The sequence below is a fragment of the Dendronalium sp. ChiSLP03b genome (genome assembly GCF_034531165.2).
In the GTDB taxonomy this organism is placed as follows: domain Bacteria; phylum Cyanobacteriota; class Cyanobacteriia; order Cyanobacteriales; family Nostocaceae; genus Dendronalium; species Dendronalium minutum.
This window is the reverse complement of the sequence record NZ_JAVRBR020000098.1, coordinates 13,413-34,350: the sequence shown is the minus strand read 5'-3', so window position 1 is coordinate 34,350 and position 20,938 is coordinate 13,413. Positions and strand designations below refer to the sequence as shown.

Sequence of the window (20,938 nt, the reverse complement as noted above, 5' to 3'; positions counted from 1 at the left end):
ACCTCTGTTAGAGAAATTACGAACCCAGCTTAAAGGCTTCGATAAACATGCTGTAGATTAAACCTACTTTCAGAATGTTTAGTGATTCTATGAGGAGCGATCGCCTAGCAAAAAAGCTACTACTGTAAAATATCCTGCTAGTAACCTCTGTGAACAGCACTAAAATTGCAGCTGCCCAGATGTCCAAGTCCGCCCTTTGTCCCGCTGAAGTAGAAATAGCCGATCCGAGAAAAAAGCCAAACAAAAAACTAATTATTAGTAGCGATAGCCGCCGCCAAGGATTTGCCAACCATTGCCCTAAACTTCTAGCAATGGTATCAAACAAGTTATTGAGACGAGTATTTTGCATTATTTAAAGGCTAAAGTATGAAGTATCAAACGACTCTAAGTGTCAAAGCATGAAGCACTGTCAGTCACTTATAGTCAAAATTTCATGAATTATTTTTATACTGAAGCTGTTCATTTTAGCGTAATCTTAATTTAGATAGATATTGTAAATATTTGCTGATTCTTCCTTGTTTATCAAACTCTATACATTTTTTTATCCCGATATTGGAACAAAGTTCTACCAGGTAGATTTTTATGCCTAGTAACTAGACACACCGAACTAAATAGCAAAGAAATTGTTAAGAAATATTAAGAATATCCAGCGGCTAAACCTGGAAGTTTGACAAAAGACACCTTGTTGCTCATATTACGTGACTCACAAAAATCTTTTTTTGTGTTTCTACGAATCAATTTGCTATTTATGTATCAGATTTTTCTGCTTGTTTCATCATAGTCAGCAAAAATCTACGAAAAATCAGGAATTTATGCTTGTTTTTAGTCGAGCAGTAAGGTAACTATTCATGCTAATCATTTCTCTGAAAAATGATATTTATGATACATTACATACCTTAATTATACGAGAGCCTAGAGTAGGCGAGTCAGCAAATTTCCATGATTGCCACTTTTGAATAATAGGCTACTATTTGGTCAAGCCTAAACAAATTCTTATTTCTAATAACTATCAATATGAAATCCTCAGTGTATCGCAACGCTGCTATTACTGCTTGTTCATTAGGGCTGCTTGGGTTACTATCTGGATGTTGGGGGCTAAGTGTATCTTTTGAACCCACGAATCCAGATACAGCTTCCTCAGTATCCAATGACGCACTTGAGATAGAGAGCAATCCACCCGCATCGACTGGTTCACCTGAAATAGGTACTTTAGCTAGCGTCTCCAGTCCAGCAACTACTCTTAGCAACCCCGTTGAACTTAGTAGTAGCAAGACTACTCCAATCTTGGCAGTCCGCCAAGGAACGGCTGGAAATGCCAAGCATCAGGGAACTTTGCGAATGAGCAATCAAACAGATCAGCCTGTGCGGCTGGCCTTACTGGCGCGGCAATCAGCGGTGAAAGGCGTTGCAGTAGCAAAAACTAACTACGATCTTCCAGCTCATTGGGATTTTGATCCCCAAGAAGGTAGTAACAAGGGATTGATTCTTTCTTTACCTAATGGGAACTTAAAGCTGGAGAAAGGAGATATTTTAGTTGCATTCGCACAGGACGGTACCCGACGCTACTGGGGGCCATACGTTGTTGGAGAAACTCCTTTACCTAGCTGGAATTCTCAAAAGCAAGAATGGATATTGGTACTTAGTCAGTAGTTAGTTTTGAGTCAATGTGGTCTTAGGGGTTTCCACGCCACTTGCTACAGCGGAGGGAACCTCCGCAACACAGTGGCTCCCCATGAACAACTGACGTTAGTGCAGCGTTAGCGATAGCGAAGCGTTAGCGAGTCATCAAGTGTCGGAACGAGCATCACCCGAAGGGTCAGTTGTGAGGCAGTATATTGCGGAGCCAGGTGCGTGGATGGGTTTACCGACTTGAGCGAACTGGCATGAGGTTCCCTGCGTTGTTCGCTCTTGGCGTTCCCTTACCCTTGCGGGGAAGCAAGCTACGCGCAGCGTCTCCCTTAGGAGAAGGGTAGCAACTGCCGTCGTCTCCATAAGCAACTGGTAATAGTGACGCTACAAGCGTCATCCGTAGGGGTCAGTGGTCAGTTTTAGTAGTTTATGGTCAATGATTGAGCGAAAATCAGGAATGATAAAGAACAAAACCTTACTAGTCAACGACTATTGAATAGTGAGGCTGAAGGGGTGACGCTCCTGCGTCGTCAACGCTTGCGCTAACGCCAGTTGCTTATGGGGAGCCACTCCTTTGCGCCGCTATGCCGACTTGAAGGAAGTGGCGTGAAACTCCCAAGACCCTTGGGGTGATGCTCCTAACGTCGCTACCGCTACGCTAACGCCAGTCACCTGCTGAAGGAAATCTCCCGCAGTGCTGGACTCTCCGAACTGCCTCACCGCCAAGATAAGAGCTGCCTTACCGCACTGGCTTACTATTGACTGAGTAACTGATGAGAACGAAATTGAGTGTCCCCCGTAATGTTGGCCAGTGGTTCAACAATATAGTAGAGCGTCCAGCCCTTGCTGTGACTGTGTCAATTCTGTGGTTGATTCTGATTGGTTGGGTAGGTTATGGGTGGAATTTGGGTAACATTGGCTTGATTGATGAAACAGAGCCACTGTTTGCCGAAGCTTCCCGACAAATGTTTGTTACAGGTGACTGGATTACCCCTTTTTTTAATGGCGAAACTCGTTTCGATAAACCTGCTTTAATCTATTGGTGTCAAGCGATCGCCTATGCAATTATTGGGGTGAATGAGTGGGCGGTGCGTCTGCCTTCAGCGCTTGCAGCAATTGCAGTAATTAGTTTGGGCTTTTACACTTTACAGTGGCATCTGGCAAAACAAGACGAATTAGAGCAGGTTTCACGTCCAACTCGCCGCTTTTTAACCGCCGCTGTAGCAGCAGCAATGATGGCATTCAATCCTGAGATGGTTGTCTGGGGAAGAACGGGTGTCTCAGATATGTTGCTGACTGGGTGCATGGCATCAGCCTTGTTATGCTTTTTTTTGGGATACGCAGGGAAAAGAGAGCAGGGGGACAGGGGAATAATTACTCCTCACTCCCTACTCCCTAATAAGTGGTACTTGGCTTTCTATGTGCTGATTGCTGGGGCAATTTTAACTAAAGGGCCTGTGGGAATTGTTTTGCCTGGGCTAATAATCCTCGCGTTCTTAATGTATGTGGGCAAGCTACGAGAAATATTGCGGGAAATGCGCTTTTTCTTAGGGATGCTGATTATTGTAGGTTTATCAGTCCCGTGGTATTTGCTCGTGATTTGGCGCAATGGCTGGAACTTTATTAACTCCTTCTTTGGTTATCACAACTTGGAACGCTTTACAGAGGTAGTTAATGGTCACGCAGCTCCTTGGTTTTTTTACTTTATAGTCGTGCTGCTGGGCTTTGCGCCGTACTCAGTATACCTACCTGTGGCGCTGGTCAGACTGAAGTTGTGGCAGCGATCGCACTGGCGCGCTCAAGAACGCTCTCAGCAATTGGGTTTATTTGCCTGCATTTGGTTTTTAAGCGTCTTTAGCTTTTTTACTATTGCTGTAACTAAGCTCCCCAGCTACGTTTTACCTTTAATGCCAGCAGCCGCTATCCTCGTAGCCCTGTTGTGGAGCGATTTTTTCCAAGGTAAAAACGAGGTAACAGAAAGAACGGGAGAAAAATTAATTACCTCATTCCCCTCACTCCTCTGGAGTGGTTGGGTCAATGTCGTATTTTTATCAGCATTGGCGGTAGCAATGTTTCACCTATCACAGTTATTAGGTAGGGATCAAGCTGCGCCTGACTTCCGCCTACTCATTGAAAATTCCGGTTTACCAAGGCTGGGAGGTTTCTTGTTGCTCTCTAGTGCCGTTATCATTGCATTTTCAATTATTCTTCGCCGTTGGCACTCTATTATCAGCATGAATTTGCTGGTGTTCCTAGCGTTTTTGAGTTTTATCTTAATGCCTGCTGCATTTTTGATGGATCGCGAACGTCAGCTACCTTTAAGAGAGTTATCTGCGGTTGTAGTACAAGCACAACAGCCAAATGAAGAATTACTCATGGTTGGCTTCAAAAAGCCAAGTGTAGTTTTTTACTCTCAAAAGCAAATAAATTTCATAAAATTGACTAGAGATGCTGTGGCATTGATTAACAACCAAGCTGCCCAACAAATAAAGCCCCCCTCTTTGCTGATTCTAGCTGAGCAAACAAACATTATCAAAATGAATTTTCAGCCAGATGATTACGAGAATATAGCCGCTAAAGGTGCTTATCAATTGATTCGAGTTTCTTTTAAGAAAATGAAAAAGGAAAAATTAAGCATATCATGAACTGAAGCACGCATAAATTGCATAACTTTTTGCTTGAGGTTTCCAGTTCCAGGAGTTGTGATAGAGTGACCGAATTTTAGATTTGGGATTTTGAATTATTCAATCTAAAATCCAAAATTAAATCCGATTATTGGCATTTTTCATATTGTCCTTTAACAGCTAAAGCTTGATTGATCTGACTTAATAAGTCTTCCATGGATATCGAGCGAGGCAATATGTGAGTTGCAATCTGCTGTAAAACATTTTCTATTGACTGCAATTTTTCCTGTGACTCAGACCGGGAATTTATTTGTAGGCGATTTAATTTCTGGTCTATCACCACAATTGGCGGCAAATTGAAAGGTAAATCTCCCAATGCTTTCAGCGCTTTTAGCACTTCTTTATGAATTGCTGATTCTCCTAAGTAAATCAGCAGCAAATCAACACTTTGGTGGCGAATTTGTTCTAACACTTCTGCCCAACAGTTTCCCATTGCTGCTTTCAAACCAGCTGTTTGCAGGTACTGAATTAGAGCTTGAAACCATTCAGACCCCCGTTCGATAGTTTCACTACTAACTGAGGAGTTATTTGCTGTACGATAACTTTTAGCTTGTTTGCGCTTGCTCTGTGGTAAATCGCGTAGCATTGTCAAATCTACCACTAAAATACTGGGTGGATAACAGATTCCAGATGCGATTTGTAATACTGACAATAAGGCATCTGGTTTGTCAGTGCGATCGCTGTTGTCTTTATTAAAAGGCGTTAAGCAAGGATACACAGACAGTCCGGGGATTTGGGAAGCTGCCAAAGTAGTTGCGACATCACAAGTTACCAGTGGTAAAGCAATCAAGCGAGGATGCTGAGTCAACTGTTGTAAATGAATTTGTGCCAAGGAATGTTCTACATCCAACAAAACTACATCGAACTGCCAAACTCGAGCCAATAGTTCTGCTTGATCTAGGTCATCTACTTCTATTACCCGATGTTCTCGTAACGAGGGATAAGGATTAATTGACTCCAATGCCGGATTAACTAATCTTAGAATTCGCAGTGGGTTTTTAGTGGAGATGATTTTATTACTTTCAACACCTGGCTGCTGAATTGTTGGTGTAACACATAACTTTTCTAATAGTGGAGCCAAAGCCTGATGTTCGACTGGTAAACTCAGAAAACCATCGGCTTGGTTAGCAAATGCCTGCTCTTTTTCCGCTGCGGTAGCTGTCACAATCACAGAAATGTGGCGAGTTGCTGCATCTGATTTTAGTAATGTCAGCACATCCCAACCAGACAACAAGGGCAACAAGGGATTTAAGAATATAGCTTTCGGTTGCAAGCGGCGGGCTTTTTCGACTGCTTCTGTTCCTGACCGAGCAATTACTACGCGATAACCTAAACCTTTTAGTTCCTCCGTCAAATCTTCAATATATCTGGCCACTGCCTCAACTACTAGCACTAACCGTTGCGAGCAAGTGGGGTGATGTTGAGCGGTAGTGGTAACGCGCTGACGTGCTGAAGTAGGAATTTGTGTCCCAATATTTTGGGTTTCTTTATCTGCTGTTGTTCCCATTTCTGGCTCGGTGAAACCTGTTGTTGGCGGACTTGGCGGTAACAAAAGTGTAAACTGACTACCTTTGCCTTCACGAGATAAAAAGCTGACATCACCTCCGTGCAAGCGGGCAAGGGCCCTAGTTAGCACTAGTCCCAGACCGGTGCCTTCAAACTGACGGGTGAGGGGATTCTCCAACTGTTGAAATTTTTGGAATATTAAGTGTTGCTGGTGTTCGGGAATGCCAATGCCTGTGTCCCAAATTGTAAAGGCAATCCATCCTTCCCAACGACTTACCCGCAAACCAATTTCGCCAGATGTTTCGGTGAATTTAAAGGCGTTGGAAAGCAGGTGGATTAGCATCTGGCGCAAGCGCAACTCATCTGCCACAATCCGATCTAACCCTGGTTCAATGGAAAGGGTGAATTCCGGAGATGATGAACGTTCCGCTTGAAGTTCGCTGGGAGATGTAGCTTTGGTGCTTTGAGTGTGGACAGCTTTTGCTTCTGATAGGGCGCGATCGCACACAGAGCGAATTTTGACCGGTACCAGCGCCAACTCCATCTGTCCCGTCTCCATGCGGGTCAAATCCAAAATGTCATTGACCACACTCATCAGGTGGCGACCGCTTTGATGAATTAGGCCAGCATAACGGGCTTGACGCTCGTTGAGTTCTCCTAGCTGCTGATCCACTAGCAACCGCGATAATCCTAAAACTGCCGTTAAGGGAGTTTTCAATTCATGGCTGATACAAGCTAAAAACTCATCTTTTAACCGATTTAGTTGAATCAAATCAGCATTCTTAGCTGCTAGTTCTTTGCAAAGCTGCTGCTGCTCTGTCACATCAGTGGCTAATACTAACCAGAGGTCGGTGCTGAGTGCTGTAGACGCTTCTGCGGCTTCTCGCAGGGTGGAACCAATCGCGCGAGCGGATTTTCCAACTTGAGCGGACTGGCGTTGTTGAGGAGCCAACCGCGTGGGCGAGTTCCCCGAATTGAGCAGACTGGCGTTGTTGAGTGCAACTTCTAAATCAGTATTATCTAGGGGGATTTTGGCAAACTGCCAGACTCGCTCCTGACCGTTTTGGACTTCGACGACGCAGGTACAAGTACCCACCTCACTATCCAAAAAGCACCGAGTGGATGTAGCACCCACAGTTGCTGGTTGTTCGTCGTGCAAATTTGGCGATAGAGGTGGCGGGGCTTCATGCCTCAAAGAGAAGTTCTGTTCTCCAGGATGAAATTTAATTGGCGTGGCTTCTTCACCACCATGCTCGTAGCCTCTACTCTGAAGAATTTTGGCTGTGTTTTGACTGGCGTATTCTGGTTGTTTGGCACGGGCGGGAGCGAGTATCTCTTCCACCTGTCGCCGGACTCCTTCTGGATCTTTCAATACTCCCAGTTGCTGCCACCAGGCCGGGTTTTGGATTACAACCTCACCAGTACCTGTTTGCAACATTAAAGGCCAAGGCAATAGTTCTAAAAGTTGTACAAGTGGTTTATCTACCAATAGCTGACGTGGATTTGCCTTGGGCGATCGCCGATAAGTTTTTACCCCAGCATTACCTTTGCGGGAAGTACCTATTCTTTCAGACGACCTCTGGGCAGTTGAGTATGAGGTTTCCACTGCACCAATTGCTGCTTTTTCCTGAGTCCACAATCTCAACAGGCGTGAACTATCTAATAGCCCCAAAAATTTTCCATCTCTATCAATCAGCGCCCAATCTAGGTTATTGTTGGTATTGCTTTGTTGGTGACCTAAAAATAAGCTAAATTGCTCTACACAATAAGCTGCTGGTAATGCCTGGATTGGCTCAATCAGGTTTTGAAGCAAGGTTGACAGTGGTTGTTGTAATGTTAGAGGCTGCTCGCCACAAGCTGCTGCTAACAGTTTTCGGGTCAATCGGGCAGAGTACAGCAACCCCACGGGGTATTGTTGCTGGTTCACTACTACCAAGCGATCGCACTGCTCTTTCTCAAAAATCTCCAACACCACTGCCAGAGTAGTTATTTCTACGCAGCTAGGTACGGTTGCTAGAAAGTCATAAAGCGGACACTGTAGCATTGACATAAGGCTTCGGGGGTCATTCTTCCTTTGGCAGACTCCGGCATCACCACCAGCATTTGAGTAGATAGTTGTTACGCCTGAAGCAATATCCTTTAAGAAGACTCAATATAGGGAGGATTCTTGTTATAGCTTCAACACCATTGAAACAATTGGCTTGATTCTCAAGAGACATGGCTTGTTGGGTTCACTAGTTGTCACAGCAGCAGTTTCTTTTGCCGCTTTGAACTTTGGGGAAACATCTTGCCTGTGCCCTACTGGTGTTGAAACTCCTTGTCGATAGGTACGGCTAAAACAATTATGGCTCCAAAAATTCGCTTTAGAACCTTGAGGAATTATAATGATTTAAAATGCGACAATACTTTAAGTTGGTTTAAGTATCTTATTAAGGAGTTAAGCACAAAATCTGTATTGAGATAGATATGCATATGCAAACCACAAATTATGTAAGGTATGCTCTACAACGAACATCTCACAACGACCTACTAAAATCTTACTGCCCACTTGCTGCACTAAGTTGTTGAGTTTCCCGCTAGATTGATGTGCCGACACAGAACATTTTCTGGGGTAGACTCATAATTTTACTATGCGCCAAGTACTACCCAAAATAGATATACAAGTATTGGTCAGGGTGACTAACAAAATATATAGATATATAAATGTTACTACCCGTAGTTATTTTCCTGTCAAATGTTAAAAAAAATTTAGATAACCTGGCTAGGCTAGCCATCCAACCAAGATTAAGGGAGCAGATGTATAGCTCTAGGCAGTATAACACTGCTCTATTTTACTTTTCGCCTCTGGTTGCTGAGACTACTACGAAAAACCACCATTTACTGAGATGGTTAAAACCAGACTTTAATCAAAATTTTACTGACCAATATTTTTATGTATTTGCTTGCCAAGAGCAAAAACCACAGCAGATTTTTCAGCAGATGAGTCACGTCGATCGGCAGGTGTTGTTGCAGCAACTTAAATCAGATTATCGCAAAATTCTTATAGATTACTTTACTACAGACAAAACACTGAAAGAAAAAATTGATAAATTTATAAATGCGGTATTTTGTGCTAATATTCCTGTGCCCCAAATCATAGAAATGCATATGGAACTAATTGAAGAATTTTCCAAACAGCTAAAATTAGAAGGAAGGAGTGATGAAGCATTACTTGATTACCGACTGACACTCATAGATATCCTAGCTCATCTGTGCGAAGTCTACAGGTCTTCAATTTCCAAATAGATAGAATCTCTCACAGTTAGAACGTTCACAAGTAACAGTTGCATCTTCTTTCAAATTCACCGATTTATAATGTATTTTCATTTTTGTGCTTAAGCCTGTACCTTTATGAATAAAGCAAGAAAAACTTATGTTCTCAAGCTTTATGTAGCAGGGAACACGCCAAACTCTGTACGGGCATTAAAAATACTTAAAAACATCTTAGAACAGGAGTTTCAAGGTGTCTATGCTTTGAAAGTTATCGATGTACTAAAAAATCCGCAACTAGCTGAGGAAGATAAAATATTAGCTACGCCAACATTATCTAAAATTTTGCCTCCACCCGTTCGCAAAATTATTGGTGACCTTTCAGACCGAGAAAGAGTGTTGATTGGATTAGATTTGCTTTATGAAGAGCTGAGCGAAGAAGATTGGGAAGAGTAACACAACTCTCAATCATCAAAAATTGATGAAATAGCAACTACCATATAAAACTTGGGTTCAGCAACCGTTTATTATCCACCAATGAGCGAAAACGATCGAGAAAAAAACAGCACACCAATCGGGGGTGTAGAAAAAATTCGTACAATGATAGAGGGCTTTGACGATATTAGTCATGGAGGCCTACCTGTTGGTAGAACTACTCTAGTAAGCGGCACCTCTGGTACAGGTAAAACTTTATTATCTCTTCAGTTTCTCTTTAACGGAATTACCTACTTTGATGAGGCAGGAGTATTTGTTACATTTGAAGAATCCCCCAGTGACATTATAAAAAATGCCTACATTTTTGGTTGGAATTTGCAACGCCTCATTGATGAAGGCAAGTTGTTTATTTTGGACGCTTCTCCTGACCCAGAAGGTCAAGATATAGTTGGCAACTTTGACCTTTCAGCACTGATTGAACGCTTGCAATATGCCATTCGCAAGTACAAAGCGAAACGAGTTTCAATTGACTCGATTACAGCGGTATTTCAGCAATACGAAGCTATAGGAGTAGTGCGGCGGGAGATTTTTCGCCTTGTAGCACGTCTTAAACAATTAAATGTTACCACTATTATTACCACCGAACGTAGCGAAGAATACGGGCCGGTTGCCTCTTTTGGGGTGGAAGAATTTGTGTCGGACAATGTAGTAATTGTACGTAACGTTTTAGAAGGAGAACGCCGTCGTCGGACAATTGAAATTCTCAAATTGCGCGGCACAACTCATATGAAAGGAGAGTATCCTTTCACAATTACTAATGGAGGAGTTAATATTTTCCCCTTGGGAGCAATGCGTTTGACTCAAAGGTCTTCTAATGTGCGCGTATCTTCTGGAGTTAAAACCCTAGATGAAATGTGCGGTGGTGGTTTCTTTAAAGATTCTATTATTTTGGTGACAGGAGCCACAGGTACTGGTAAAACACTGTTGGTCAGTAAGTTTCTGCAAGATGGTTGTGTCAATGGTGAACGAGCGATTTTATTTGCTTATGAAGAATCACGCGCTCAACTATCTCGTAATGCTTACTCTTGGGGAATTGATTTTGAAGAATTAGAACGTCAAGGTTTACTCAAAATAATTTGTACGTATCCTGAGTCTACTGGTTTAGAGGATCACTTGCAAATTATGAAGTCGGAAATTGCGTTCTTTAAACCAGCTCGCATTGCCATTGACTCCCTCTCAGCACTAGCAAGAGGAGTCAGTAATAATGCATTCCGGCAGTTTGTCATTGGTGTTACTGGTTATGCTAAGCAAGAAGAAATAACTGGTTTCTTTTCTAACACAACTGAGCAATTTATGGGTTCTCATTCAATTACTGATTCCCATATTTCCACGATTACTGACACAATTTTGATGTTGCAGTACGTAGAAATTCGTGGAGAAATGTCGCGGGCAATTAACGTGTTTAAAATGCGAGGCTCTTGGCATGATAAAGGTATCCGCGAGTACAATATTACTGCTGACGGGCCCGAAATTAAAGATTCTTTCCGCAACTACGAACGAATTGTTAGCGGGGCTCCTAGCCGCGTTAGTATCGACGAAAAAGCAGAACTTTCTCGCATAGTCAGAGGTTTTGAAGACAAACAAAGTTCTGATTCTTGAATTTATTCTTGAATTTAGTATCGTAGTATATTCTCTCCTAAATTTAGTATCGTGCTATATTCTGTGGTGAAGAAGGGTTTTCTGCCGCTAGATTGATTTTTTGTGTGAGGGGATGCGGTGAAAGGACAGCAATTATTCCATAGTTTCTTACCTGGTGTCACAGCAGCAGTACTAACGACCCAGCCTGCTTTAGCAGAGCCGATGCAGGTAAGTAGTGTACAAGAAATGTCTTCTTTTAGTGTTTTGACTTCTACCGATAGTCAAACTCTAGTTGTAGATAATATTCATACACAACTGCCAAATACTGCAAGCAAGACTTTGCCAGCCCTAGTACCCAATCCTGGGTTGAAAAAGCTGAATATAAAGCCTTTAAGTAGTAGTAATAACTCAGTGATTTTGGCTGGAAATACTGAGGTATCCAGAGAACAAATACCTAAGAAAGATGAAGATCGATTTTCGAGTTTGATATCTGCCTTAAATTCTTCTCAGCAGCCAAAGCAGAATAATTTTACAAGTAATAAAAAACAGAGGAACTTAGCAACTTTTGCTCAGCAATCCCAGAAAATAATTGTTCCTACTTCTACCTCTAAAAACCATTCTGTTCAGAAAGCAACTTTTTCTCTATCTTCTTTACGGCAATTAGCAGTGCCAATAAAGCAGCCCCCAATTCAGTTGCCGACAGTTTTACAGACTACGGTTAGGGGAATAGGAATTGCAAAGCTGTTGGAGGTAGAGAGTTGCTCGCAGGAAAAGGGAATCTCGGCTTCTTTGCTGTTGACCTCAAGAGCCTGCCAACATCAAAATCTCAGTAGGAAACTGGTGGTTCAGAACAACACCCCCACTCCTGACGCGACCTCAACCCCTGCACCTGATGGTTTAGAGGTAAATCCTATTCAACCAGAAACAGTCACTCCTGCTCCTGCTAGTCCAGCCACAACTCCTACCCAACCAGAAACGATCGCTCCTGCACCTAATGGGGTTCAGCTAACTCCTACTCAACCAGGAACAGTTACTCCCGTGCCTGCTAATCGCGTGCAAATTCCTGAGAAGCTCAATCCCAACCCAAATCCTTTACAGTTTCCTACCAAACCAGAGGAAGTAAGATTTCAGGAAAATGAGCCGATTACTTTAGCACAGGCTTTGGAACTAGCACGACGCAACAATCGCAATTTACAAGTGTCGTTATTGGAGTTAGAACGCGCTCAAGCTGCTTTACGCGAGGCACAAGCTGCTTTGCTTCCTACTCTTGGTGTTAGTGCTGATATCACTCGCAGTCAGTCTGCTTCGTCTCAACTACAGTTGGAACAACAAGAACGAGACACAGGTATACCAACGCCCGGAGATGAACCCAGCACCTCTTTCTCGGGTCAAGCACAACTGTCCTATGACCTCTATACTTCTGGGAGACGGCAAGCGAGTATCAGACAAGCTGAAGAACAGGTGCGTTTTAATGAATTGGCTGTGGAAACTCAATCTGAGGAAATCCGCCTGAATGTCACTACTGATTACTACGATTTGCAACAAGCAGATGAACAAGTACGTATTGCTCAGTCCGCTGTAGAGAATGCCCAAGCTAGTTTGCGAGATGCACAAGCTCTAGAAAGAGCTGGGGTTGGTACTCGGTTTGATGTGCTGCGATCGCAAGTGAATTTAGCAAATTCTCAACAAGACCTGACTAATGCAGTCTCGCGCCAGCAAATTACCCGTCGACAGTTAGCAACTCGGATAAGTGTGGCGCAGTCGGTAAATATCAGTGCGGCAGACCCCGTGCAATTAGCAGGTCTTTGGAACCAAACTCTAGAACAAAGTATCATTCTCGCTTTTCAAAATCGTCCGGAACTGCAACAGCAGTTGGCACAACGTAATATTAACGAACAACAGCGTAGGCAAGCTCTTGCAAATCTGGGACCTCAGGTGAGTTTGGTAGCCAGCTACAACTTGCTAGATCAATTTGATGACAGCGTCAGCGTTACTGACGGTTATTCTTTGGCAGTTAGGGCCAGCCTGAATTTATACGATGGAGGAGCATCAAGAGCAAGGGCCGCTCAGGCGAAGGCTAATATTGCGATCGCAGAAACTCAATTTGGCGAGCAGCGTAACCAAATCCGCTTTCAGGTAGAACAAGCCTTTTCTAACCAGCAAGCTAACTTAGAGAATGTTCAAACCGCCAATACTGCATTAGAACAGGCGAGGGAAGCTTTACGTTTGGCACGTTTGCGATTCCAAGCTGGTGTAGGTACTCAAACCGATGTCATTAACTCCGAAAACGACTTAACAAGAGCTGAAGGTAATCGAGTTACAGCGATTTTGGATTACAACCGTGCTTTGGCTCAGTTACAAAGGTCTGTTACCTCCAGGGCATTACCTTAGTGCTGAATCAGGAGTCAGGAGGAGGCAGTGTGTTGCGGAGAACACTGCGTTGGGGAGACAGCGCCGTCTTGGGGAGGCAGTCCGTTGGGCGGCTAGCCTTCTAGGGGAGACGCTCGGTCGCTCTTAGCGTCTCCCTTTGGGAGAGGACTCGCTAACACGACGCTATCGCTAACGCTGCGCTAACGGTAGTCCCCCAGACGATCGTTCCTCGCTACCGCTAGCGCTAACAACGGGAACCCTTACGGGTAAGGTTCGTGACGCTCGGTCGCTCTTAGTGTCTCACGCCACATGACGACAGTTGCTACAACGGGGAGGCAGCCACGTGAGCGGGTTTCCCGACTTGAGCGGACTGCCGTGGGAACCCCAAGACCGCAGTGGCTCCCCATGAGCGACGCTAACGCCAGTCGCTCATGTCAGTCACCTGATGCCAATTTCCTCAACGGGGGAACCTCCACACAGCTGCATCCTTTTGACTAAGGACTCTTGACTATTTTTTGATTGCTTCTATACATAATATGTTTAGTATACTATTTAACCATAAAGTATTTTTTAAAAGTATTAATACTTAAAGCGATCGAGTCATTTAGTTGCTAAATGAATATCTTAAAAGGAGTTCCATGAAAATTTAATTGTTATACAAGATACTCATGTTTGAATAAGGGTTGTTAGCAGCAGAATTCCATTCAGAGTACAGAAATTAAAGCCCTAAAATAAGCAGTCAAAATTTGGAATAATATAGCTGAGCGATCAACTGCTCCGCTTGTAAAAACTCATGACTCAAGTTACATCCCAAGAAATTGCACTGTTTCGCTCTCAATTAGCAGATGATTCTATAGCTATGGAAGCATTGGATTTGATTGAGGACTGTGAGGGAGATTTGGAAGATGCAGCGATGACGCTAGCCATTCGGTCAGGACAAGAACCAGAAAGAGCAAATTCAGAATGGTTAGATGCTTTGGCTAGAAAATGGCGTGCGGTTATTTGTGAACAAGAATATCGGAAAGACTTAGTGAATAGCTCCCTTCAGGGGATGATGGAACACCTAAAAACAATACCGACGTTTCCTAAGATGTTGGCAACGCCAGTATTAATATATGTCCTCAAGCAAGGTGCGAACAATTTTTGTGAGCCATTGGACTCGCTAAAGTAAATAAGTGATGACTGATGAACACCAGTTGCGTCAACGGGGGAAACTCTGCAAGGCACTGGCTCTTGATGACTATCAACAACTACGAGCGGGATGATTTATCTTTTGGAGTTGCCTAAGTAGTATTGTTTGGGATTCCCAGAACAGCCTTGTACTAAAGACTTTTAATCCAAAATCTAAAATTGATACGATCTCTTAACCTGGGGATATGCGAGGATAAGGCAAAACTCTATTCAGACAGCCATTGTTAAATAATGAATTATCTTGTTGCAGTATTACCAGACCGTATCCAAGCCGAAGCTGCTTACCTAGCCTTAGAAAAAGAAGCCATAAAAAGTACTATCCTGGGAAAGGGGTATAAAACTGCTGACGAGTTCGGCTTGATTGACCCCAAAGAGCAGGCCAAAAAGCAAGCAAAGCTAATGGCATTCTGGCTTGTACCATTCGGCTTTTTCGCGGGTTTTACTTTCAGCGTCATTACTGGTTTAGATACCTTTGCTTGGGCAGGTGAAATTGGTAATCACATCGTCGGGGGATTGCTAGGCGCTGCCAGTGGTGCTATGGGTAGTGTGTTTGTCGGTGGTGGAGTTGGTCTAGTTGTGGGCAGTGGTGATGCTTTACCCTATCGCAACCGCTTGGATGTAGGTAAATACATTATTGTCATCCAGGGTTCTGAAACTTTGACTCGACAAGCAACCCGAATTTTACGTCAGTTTGAGCCAGAAAATATTCAAGGTTATTCTGAACAGAACTAGTACTCTATCAATCCACAATAACAAAACGAGGTTGAGGAGTGGGGAGTTAAAACCTGCCTTCATGTAATAACGTGTAGCGAATGAATAATTGCTTGCAAATTAAAACACACCGCCTTGAGTTACTTCCATGTTCTTTGGAGGTGGCTCAAAGTACTGCGACAAAAAATCAATTGCAAGTAGAGCAGCTTTTGGGTGTCAGAGTTCCTGATGATTGGTATAAATCTGAGGTGCTAGATTTTTTACCAACGTATGCTCAAATGCTAATTAACGATCCATCTCATCTCGGTTGGGGTGTGTGGCTAATGATTAATGTTGACGATGCTACCCTGATTGGGGATTTGGGGTTTGGTGGCAAACCTGATGAGCAAGGAACTGTAGAGTTGAGTTGGGTTATGAACTGCTGTCGGCGTATCGCAACCAAGATATGCTTTTGAGGCTGTTCAAGCATTGGTCAATTTTGCCTTTACTCAGCCGGAACTCAAGAAGATTATTGCTCATTCTTCCGATCGCCATACTGCTTAGATTCGCATTCTGGAAAAACTGGGAATGCAACAAATAGGTAGAGATGAAAGCCTGCTGAGATGGGAACTGAAGTTAGAATCAAGAAGCTTGTAGTACATTAATTGTTAATTCATAACTTATAACTTTTTGTAATGTTGCCAAGAGAAGAACTTTTAAAGGGTGTAGAAAATCGAGATAGTGTAGCTCGTGTGATCGATCAGGCAGAACAAGCCATCAAAACTTGGGAAGTGGTTTTGACGGATTTTTTGTCTCCTCCGGAATTGGCAGAAATTCAACGAGTTTTTAGTCGGTTAACAGAGGTGCAATTAGTTTCATGGGGCGGATATCCGCAAGCAGAACGCCAAAGAATTGCGATCGCCCGTTCGGAAATGCCTCTAGATCGCTCTCAAGTTGCCCTTGTCGCACTTGAAATTGCTGGGAATTTTCTGTTTGATACCGCCACTCACCGCGACTTTTTAGGTGCAATGTTGGGAACGGGAATTGTCCGCGAAAAGACAGGAGACATTATTGTTCTGGGAGAACGAGGAGCGCAGGCGATCGTAGCACCAGAGTTGGCGGAATTTTTAGAAATGAATCTAAAACAGGTGCGATCGGTGCCTGTGAAAACTCAGCCCATTGATATCAATGAGTTAAAAGTTCGGGAACCAAAGAAAAAAGAACTAACTACTGTTGAGGCTTCTTTGCGATTAGATGCGATCGCATCTGCCGGTTTTGGCATGTCTCGCAGCAAAATGGTTGATTTAATTGATAGTGGCGATGTCCGCGTCAACTGGAAGGAAGTCACCCAAGCTAGTTCTCAGGTGAAATCAGGCGACTTAATTGCCATTCGTAGTAAAGGACGTTTAGAAGTTGGCGAAATAGCAGTTACCAAAAAAGACCGTTACCGAGTTCAATTAACAAGGTATATGTAGATCGGTCAACATTCTTAAGCTTTAAACTTTTTGGCTAACATATTCAGCAGAATCTTTCGTGGTACTATGCGGGCTAATATAGTTCTAAGTTGAGTGGTAGTATCACCAATAACAACGTTTGGCTGCCATTCTTCCAAAGCTTTTAGAGATTCGCGTACCACTTCTTCAGAAGTAGACATTTGTTTTGTGCTTCCTGCCAAAGCTGGAGGAAAATTAGCTTCCGCAAAAAAGTTGGTTTCTATTGGCCCTGGACAAGCAACCAGGACGCGAACACCATAAGAACGATTTTCTGCCCATAATGCTTGACTAAAACTGACAATAAAAGCTTTGCTGGCAGCATAAACAGAAAGGTATGGCATTGGTTGAAATGCAGTAATTGAAGATAAGTTAATAATGCTACCAGAACGGCGTTGTCGCATTAGCGGTAGAAATTGATGGGTTAAATCTACTAATGCCACAATATTTAATTGTACAATTTTGATTTGCCGTTCTCTGTCGTTTTGGGCAAAGTCTCCATAGTCGCCAAAGCCAGCGTTATTGATCAACAAATCAATTGTTAATTGTTTGGCTTTAGTCGCATCAAATACAGCAGCGGGTGCGTTAGGTTCTGTAAGGTCTTTAACTATAACGTCTACTTGAATTTTGTATTGTTCTTGTAGTTGTTTCGCTATTTGATTAAGTTTCTCTTCAGAACGAGAAACTAGAACTAGATTTGTTTGACGTGCAGCTAGTTCTTGGGCAAAGGCTTTACCGATACCGCTAGAGGCACCGGTAATTAGAGCAGTTGGCATTCTATTTATATAAAGTATTTTTTATTTACCTTATAAATATTAACTATAATTTGTTGCGATTTTAAACTCACCAGAGTTATATGCCAATAGAAGTAAAAGTAGTACACAGTAGTTTGCGTAAATTTCTAGTCTTCAAGCTAATAAAAGTAATAGTTAAGTATAATTTTTTTCATTAAAAATCGGAGAAAATTTTAGATTTCTATCTGCATTTGAGGAAAATATACTAAATAAAGAAGCTTCAACAGACAAAAAAACATATTAGATGAGTTGCCGATTTAGTCGATCGATGATTGGTTAGAACCGCTATAAGCTAGTAAACGTTTGGTGTTGTTTGCGGGAAATCAGTGAGTGAAACAAACAGATGTAGTCGTCATTGGTAGCGGTATTGGTGGTTTGAGTTGTGCTGCTGTTTTGGCACGCTATGGCTTTGATGTGACAGTTTGTGAGAGTCACTCTATCCCTGGTGGTGCGGCGCACGCTTTTGAGCGTAACGGGTTTAAGTTTGACTCAGGGCCGTCACTCTACTCTGGATTGTCTTACAGTCCCTCTACCAATCCTCTGCGACAAGTACTAGACGCAATTGGCTCTGACTTGCCGTGGGTGACATACGATACTTGGGGTTGCTGTTTGCCAGAAGGTGATTTTGACACCTCAGTTGGTGCTGAACAATTTTGTGAGGTGCTGAAGAGATTTCGCGGTTCTGATGCGGTAGCTGAATGGCAGCAATTGCAACGGGTGATGGAACCGCTAGCTCAAGCTGCGATCGCTATTCCTCCAGCAGCATTACGCTTCGATCTGGGTGCAGCTATCACTGTCAGCCGATTTGCCCCATCTCTAGCTAGACATGCGGCAAATGTCCTAAAACTTACGGGGCCTTTTTCCCGGATTATGGACGGTGTGATTCAAGACCCTTTTATCCACAACTGGCTAAACATGTTGTGTTTTCTCCTCTCCGGGCTTCCGGCTTCTGGAACGAGTGCCGCAGAGGTAGCATTTATGTTTGCAGATTGGTATCGGCCAGGGGTAGTGCTTGATTATCCAGTTGGCGGCAGTGGTGCTTTGGTTAACGCTCTTTTACAAGGATTGGAGAAACACGGTGGTCAGCTGATACTTGGCGCTCACGTCGAGCAAGTGCTTGTAGAAGGCAAGCGGGCAGTAGGTGTACGCCTGCGTAATGGCAAAGAGATCCGAGTGCGTCGGGCAATTGTATCTAATGCATCGGTTTGGGATACGCTGAAGTTGCTGCCGCAGGGAGCTGTATCAAAACAGTTTCGCGCTCAACGACAGGCGACACCAGAGTGTGATAGTTTCATGCATCTCCATTTAGGCATTGATGCCCAAGGATTGCGCTCAGACTTGGCGTGTCACTACATCGTGGTCAACGATTGGGAAATAGGAATCACAGCTCCGCAGAATCTCGTTTTAGTGTCGATTCCATCGGTTTTAGATTCATCGTTAGCACCACCAGGCAAGCATGTAATACACGTCTATACTCCTGGTAATGAACCGTATGCTCTTTGGCAAGGAATGGACAGGAGAAGCCAAGAGTATGAGCTACAAAAGCGATCGCGTGCAGAAGTGATGTGGCAAGCACTAGAGCGCATCATTCCCGATATTCGCTCGCGTTGCGAAGTCACACTTGTAGGCACACCCCTAACCCATGAACGCTTTCTTCGCCGTCACCGAGGTTCTTACGGCCCGGCAATATCGGCAGGAGTAGGTTTATTTCCTGGTCCAAGCACACCTCTACCAGGACTAATGTGTTGTGGAGACTCGACATTTCCTGGTATAGGTCTACCAGCAGTTGCCGCCAGTGGGATGATCGTTGCGAATACCCTTGCACCTGTTCGGCAGCATTTAGAAATGCTGAAGGATATAGCGGTTATTACTTCTAAGTAGAGATATGCCATGTCACGTCTCTACTTAGGTTATCGGTTGTGCAAAATATTTTATCTGAAACAGATTGTCTTATAACGAACCGCAACATATATAAATTGTGAAATATTTATGGGGAGCAAGATCCTTACCAGTTTAATTTTTGAGAATAAAACGCACAGTTAGCATACCAGTCAAACTGCCATCAGAAAAGTTTCTATTTTTGATGGCTCAATGTGCGGAAATATTTAACGCACATATTGACTGGGCTATTGCTAACAAAACTTACAACAAAAACAAGGCACACAAAGCGCTGTATCACTCGCTAAGAGAACAGTACTGCTGTGTGTCTTCTGCTTTGGTGCAAACTATTCGAGACAATGCACTAGAAGCAATCAAAGCAACCAAGTTTAAAAACATTCCCAGGAAAAAACCGACATCAGGATTGCGTTACGATAAACGCACCATGACACTAAGAGGAAAGCAATTAACCCTTAGTTGCATTGGCAAGCGAGTTAGTTTAATTCTTGATGTACCTGATTATTTCAAAGAAGTTTTTGAAACTTGGGAGTTTTGCGGAGCAACTGTCACTTATACCAACAACACCAAACAATTCTGGGTGAGGTTGGTTTTTGAGACAGAAGATCCACAACAAATAGAAGGACAAATTCAAGGAATTGACCGAGGCTTGTATCACCAAGCTGTTACCAGCGATGGTCAATTTTTCAGTTCTTCTAAAGTTAGAGAAGTACAAAGACGTTACTTATTCAATCGGCGTAAACTCCAGCAAAAAGGCACTCGTAGCGCCAAACGTCGCTTAAAAGCGATGTCTGGTCGAGAGAAGCGGTTCATGCGGGATACAAACCATTGTGTAAGTAAAAAGTTAGCCAACCAACCCTTAATTGCGGTCTTTGTACTGGAGGACTTGTCTAGTATTCGCACCCAGCGACGTGGCAAGAAAATGAATAAATGGTTGGGTAGTTGGGCGTTCTATCAACAAGAACAATTCCTGACTTATAAAGCAGAGGCTCTGGGTAAACGAGTAGCCTATCAAGATGCTCGTTATACCTCTCAAAAATGCAACATTTGTAAGCATATCCGCAAGACAAATCGGCACAAGTCCAAGTTCTGTTGCAAAAACTGTGGGCATTGGACACATGCCGATTTTAACGCTGCTAAAAATGTCCGTGATGACTATATTCTCTCCTCTACCTACGGGACGGAGGAGCAGGGGTCAGTCAATACCCTGTATGTTTCAGCCAAGTTTTTCGGCTAGTTACAAGCCCCATCCCCTCGTGGGTGGGGCGATTGACTCTCGCTATCTTTATTTTGAAAATTAATGAGAGAAGCATACGGCGATGCCAATGCTTTTGGCATCGCGGATTTTAGATCGATTCTAAAATCC

At 43.3% G+C, this 20,938-nt stretch carries 18 protein-coding genes; 13 read left to right on the top strand and 5 right to left on the bottom strand.

Annotated features, from left to right (window positions below; translation table 11 throughout):
* Nucleotides 1-16 precede the first annotated feature (16 nt).
* Complete coding sequence (locus tag RMY31_RS23095; protein ID WP_322662814.1) at nt 17-349, bottom strand: DUF565 domain-containing protein; 333 nt, start codon at nt 347-349, stop codon at nt 17-19.
* Between the two features lie 665 nt (nt 350-1,014).
* Here RMY31_RS23095 and RMY31_RS23090 point away from each other — a divergent pair.
* A complete protein-coding gene (locus RMY31_RS23090; RefSeq protein ID WP_322662812.1) occupies nt 1,015-1,650 on the top strand; it encodes a hypothetical protein in 636 nt (211 codons plus the stop codon).
* Between the two features lie 211 nt (nt 1,651-1,861).
* Here RMY31_RS23090 and RMY31_RS23085 read toward each other — a convergent pair whose 3' ends face one another.
* Nucleotides 1,862-2,026 carry a hypothetical protein gene (locus tag RMY31_RS23085; protein ID WP_409878203.1) on the bottom strand — a complete coding sequence of 55 codons (165 nt, stop codon included), beginning with the start codon at nt 2,024-2,026 and terminating at the stop codon, nt 1,862-1,864.
* A 185-nt stretch (nt 2,027-2,211) separates the two neighbouring features.
* Nucleotides 2,212-2,349, bottom strand: a complete 138-nt coding sequence (locus RMY31_RS23080) for a hypothetical protein (protein ID WP_409878202.1) — start codon at nt 2,347-2,349, stop codon at nt 2,212-2,214.
* Nucleotides 2,350-2,402: 53 nt separating this feature from the next.
* On the opposite strand from RMY31_RS23080, the gene RMY31_RS23075 reads away from it, so the two are divergent.
* Nucleotides 2,403-4,274 (top strand): glycosyltransferase family 39 protein, encoded by a 1,872-nt coding sequence (locus tag RMY31_RS23075; protein WP_322662806.1) that lies wholly within the window; start codon nt 2,403-2,405, stop codon nt 4,272-4,274.
* Nucleotides 4,275-4,401: 127 nt separating this feature from the next.
* On the opposite strand, the gene RMY31_RS23070 is transcribed toward RMY31_RS23075, so the two are convergent.
* The gene (locus RMY31_RS23070; protein WP_322662805.1) at nt 4,402-7,869 is read right to left on the bottom strand and encodes an ATP-binding protein; all 3,468 of its coding nucleotides are present in this window, start codon (nt 7,867-7,869) and stop codon (nt 4,402-4,404) included.
* A gap of 653 nt (nt 7,870-8,522) precedes the next feature.
* Here RMY31_RS23070 and RMY31_RS23065 point away from each other — a divergent pair.
* From RMY31_RS23065 to RMY31_RS23025, 9 genes are all read left to right on the top strand, one after another.
* The gene (locus RMY31_RS23065; RefSeq protein ID WP_322662803.1) at nt 8,523-9,104 is read left to right on the top strand and encodes a KaiA family protein; all 582 of its coding nucleotides are present in this window, start codon (nt 8,523-8,525) and stop codon (nt 9,102-9,104) included.
* Between the two features lie 105 nt (nt 9,105-9,209).
* On the top strand, nt 9,210-9,524 hold the full coding sequence (kaiB, locus tag RMY31_RS23060; protein ID WP_214430437.1) for a circadian clock protein KaiB: 315 nt from the start codon (nt 9,210-9,212) through the stop codon (nt 9,522-9,524).
* Nucleotides 9,525-9,605: 81 nt separating this feature from the next.
* The gene (kaiC, locus tag RMY31_RS23055) at nt 9,606-11,162 is read left to right on the top strand and encodes a circadian clock protein KaiC (protein WP_322662799.1); all 1,557 of its coding nucleotides are present in this window, start codon (nt 9,606-9,608) and stop codon (nt 11,160-11,162) included.
* A 117-nt stretch (nt 11,163-11,279) separates the two neighbouring features.
* Nucleotides 11,280-13,532 carry a TolC family protein gene (locus RMY31_RS23050; protein ID WP_322662797.1) on the top strand — a complete coding sequence of 751 codons (2,253 nt, stop codon included), beginning with the start codon at nt 11,280-11,282 and terminating at the stop codon, nt 13,530-13,532.
* A 288-nt stretch (nt 13,533-13,820) separates the two neighbouring features.
* Nucleotides 13,821-14,009, top strand: a complete 189-nt coding sequence (locus tag RMY31_RS23045) for a hypothetical protein (RefSeq protein WP_322662795.1) — start codon at nt 13,821-13,823, stop codon at nt 14,007-14,009.
* Nucleotides 14,010-14,304: 295 nt separating this feature from the next.
* Nucleotides 14,305-14,682, top strand: coding sequence for a hypothetical protein (locus tag RMY31_RS23040; protein ID WP_322662792.1), 378 nt, complete (start codon nt 14,305-14,307; stop codon nt 14,680-14,682).
* A 251-nt stretch (nt 14,683-14,933) separates the two neighbouring features.
* Nucleotides 14,934-15,434 carry a hypothetical protein gene (locus RMY31_RS23035; RefSeq protein ID WP_322662791.1) on the top strand — a complete coding sequence of 167 codons (501 nt, stop codon included), beginning with the start codon at nt 14,934-14,936 and terminating at the stop codon, nt 15,432-15,434.
* Nucleotides 15,435-15,514: 80 nt separating this feature from the next.
* Nucleotides 15,515-15,868 carry a hypothetical protein gene (locus tag RMY31_RS23030; RefSeq protein ID WP_322662788.1) on the top strand — a complete coding sequence of 118 codons (354 nt, stop codon included), beginning with the start codon at nt 15,515-15,517 and terminating at the stop codon, nt 15,866-15,868.
* Between the two features lie 219 nt (nt 15,869-16,087).
* Nucleotides 16,088-16,867: a photosystem II S4 domain protein gene (locus tag RMY31_RS23025; protein ID WP_322662786.1), complete on the top strand. Its 780-nt coding sequence runs from the start codon at nt 16,088-16,090 to the stop codon at nt 16,865-16,867.
* Nucleotides 16,868-16,881: 14 nt separating this feature from the next.
* On the opposite strand, the gene RMY31_RS23020 is transcribed toward RMY31_RS23025, so the two are convergent.
* Nucleotides 16,882-17,658 (bottom strand): SDR family oxidoreductase, encoded by a 777-nt coding sequence (locus RMY31_RS23020; protein ID WP_322662784.1) that lies wholly within the window; start codon nt 17,656-17,658, stop codon nt 16,882-16,884.
* A gap of 348 nt (nt 17,659-18,006) precedes the next feature.
* On the opposite strand from RMY31_RS23020, the gene RMY31_RS23015 reads away from it, so the two are divergent.
* Complete coding sequence (locus tag RMY31_RS23015) at nt 18,007-19,557, top strand: NAD(P)/FAD-dependent oxidoreductase (RefSeq protein ID WP_322662782.1); 1,551 nt, start codon at nt 18,007-18,009, stop codon at nt 19,555-19,557.
* 139 nt (nt 19,558-19,696) lie between these two features.
* Nucleotides 19,697-20,809, top strand: coding sequence for a transposase (locus RMY31_RS23010; protein WP_322662781.1), 1,113 nt, complete (start codon nt 19,697-19,699; stop codon nt 20,807-20,809).
* Nucleotides 20,810-20,938: the final 129 nt, after the last annotated feature.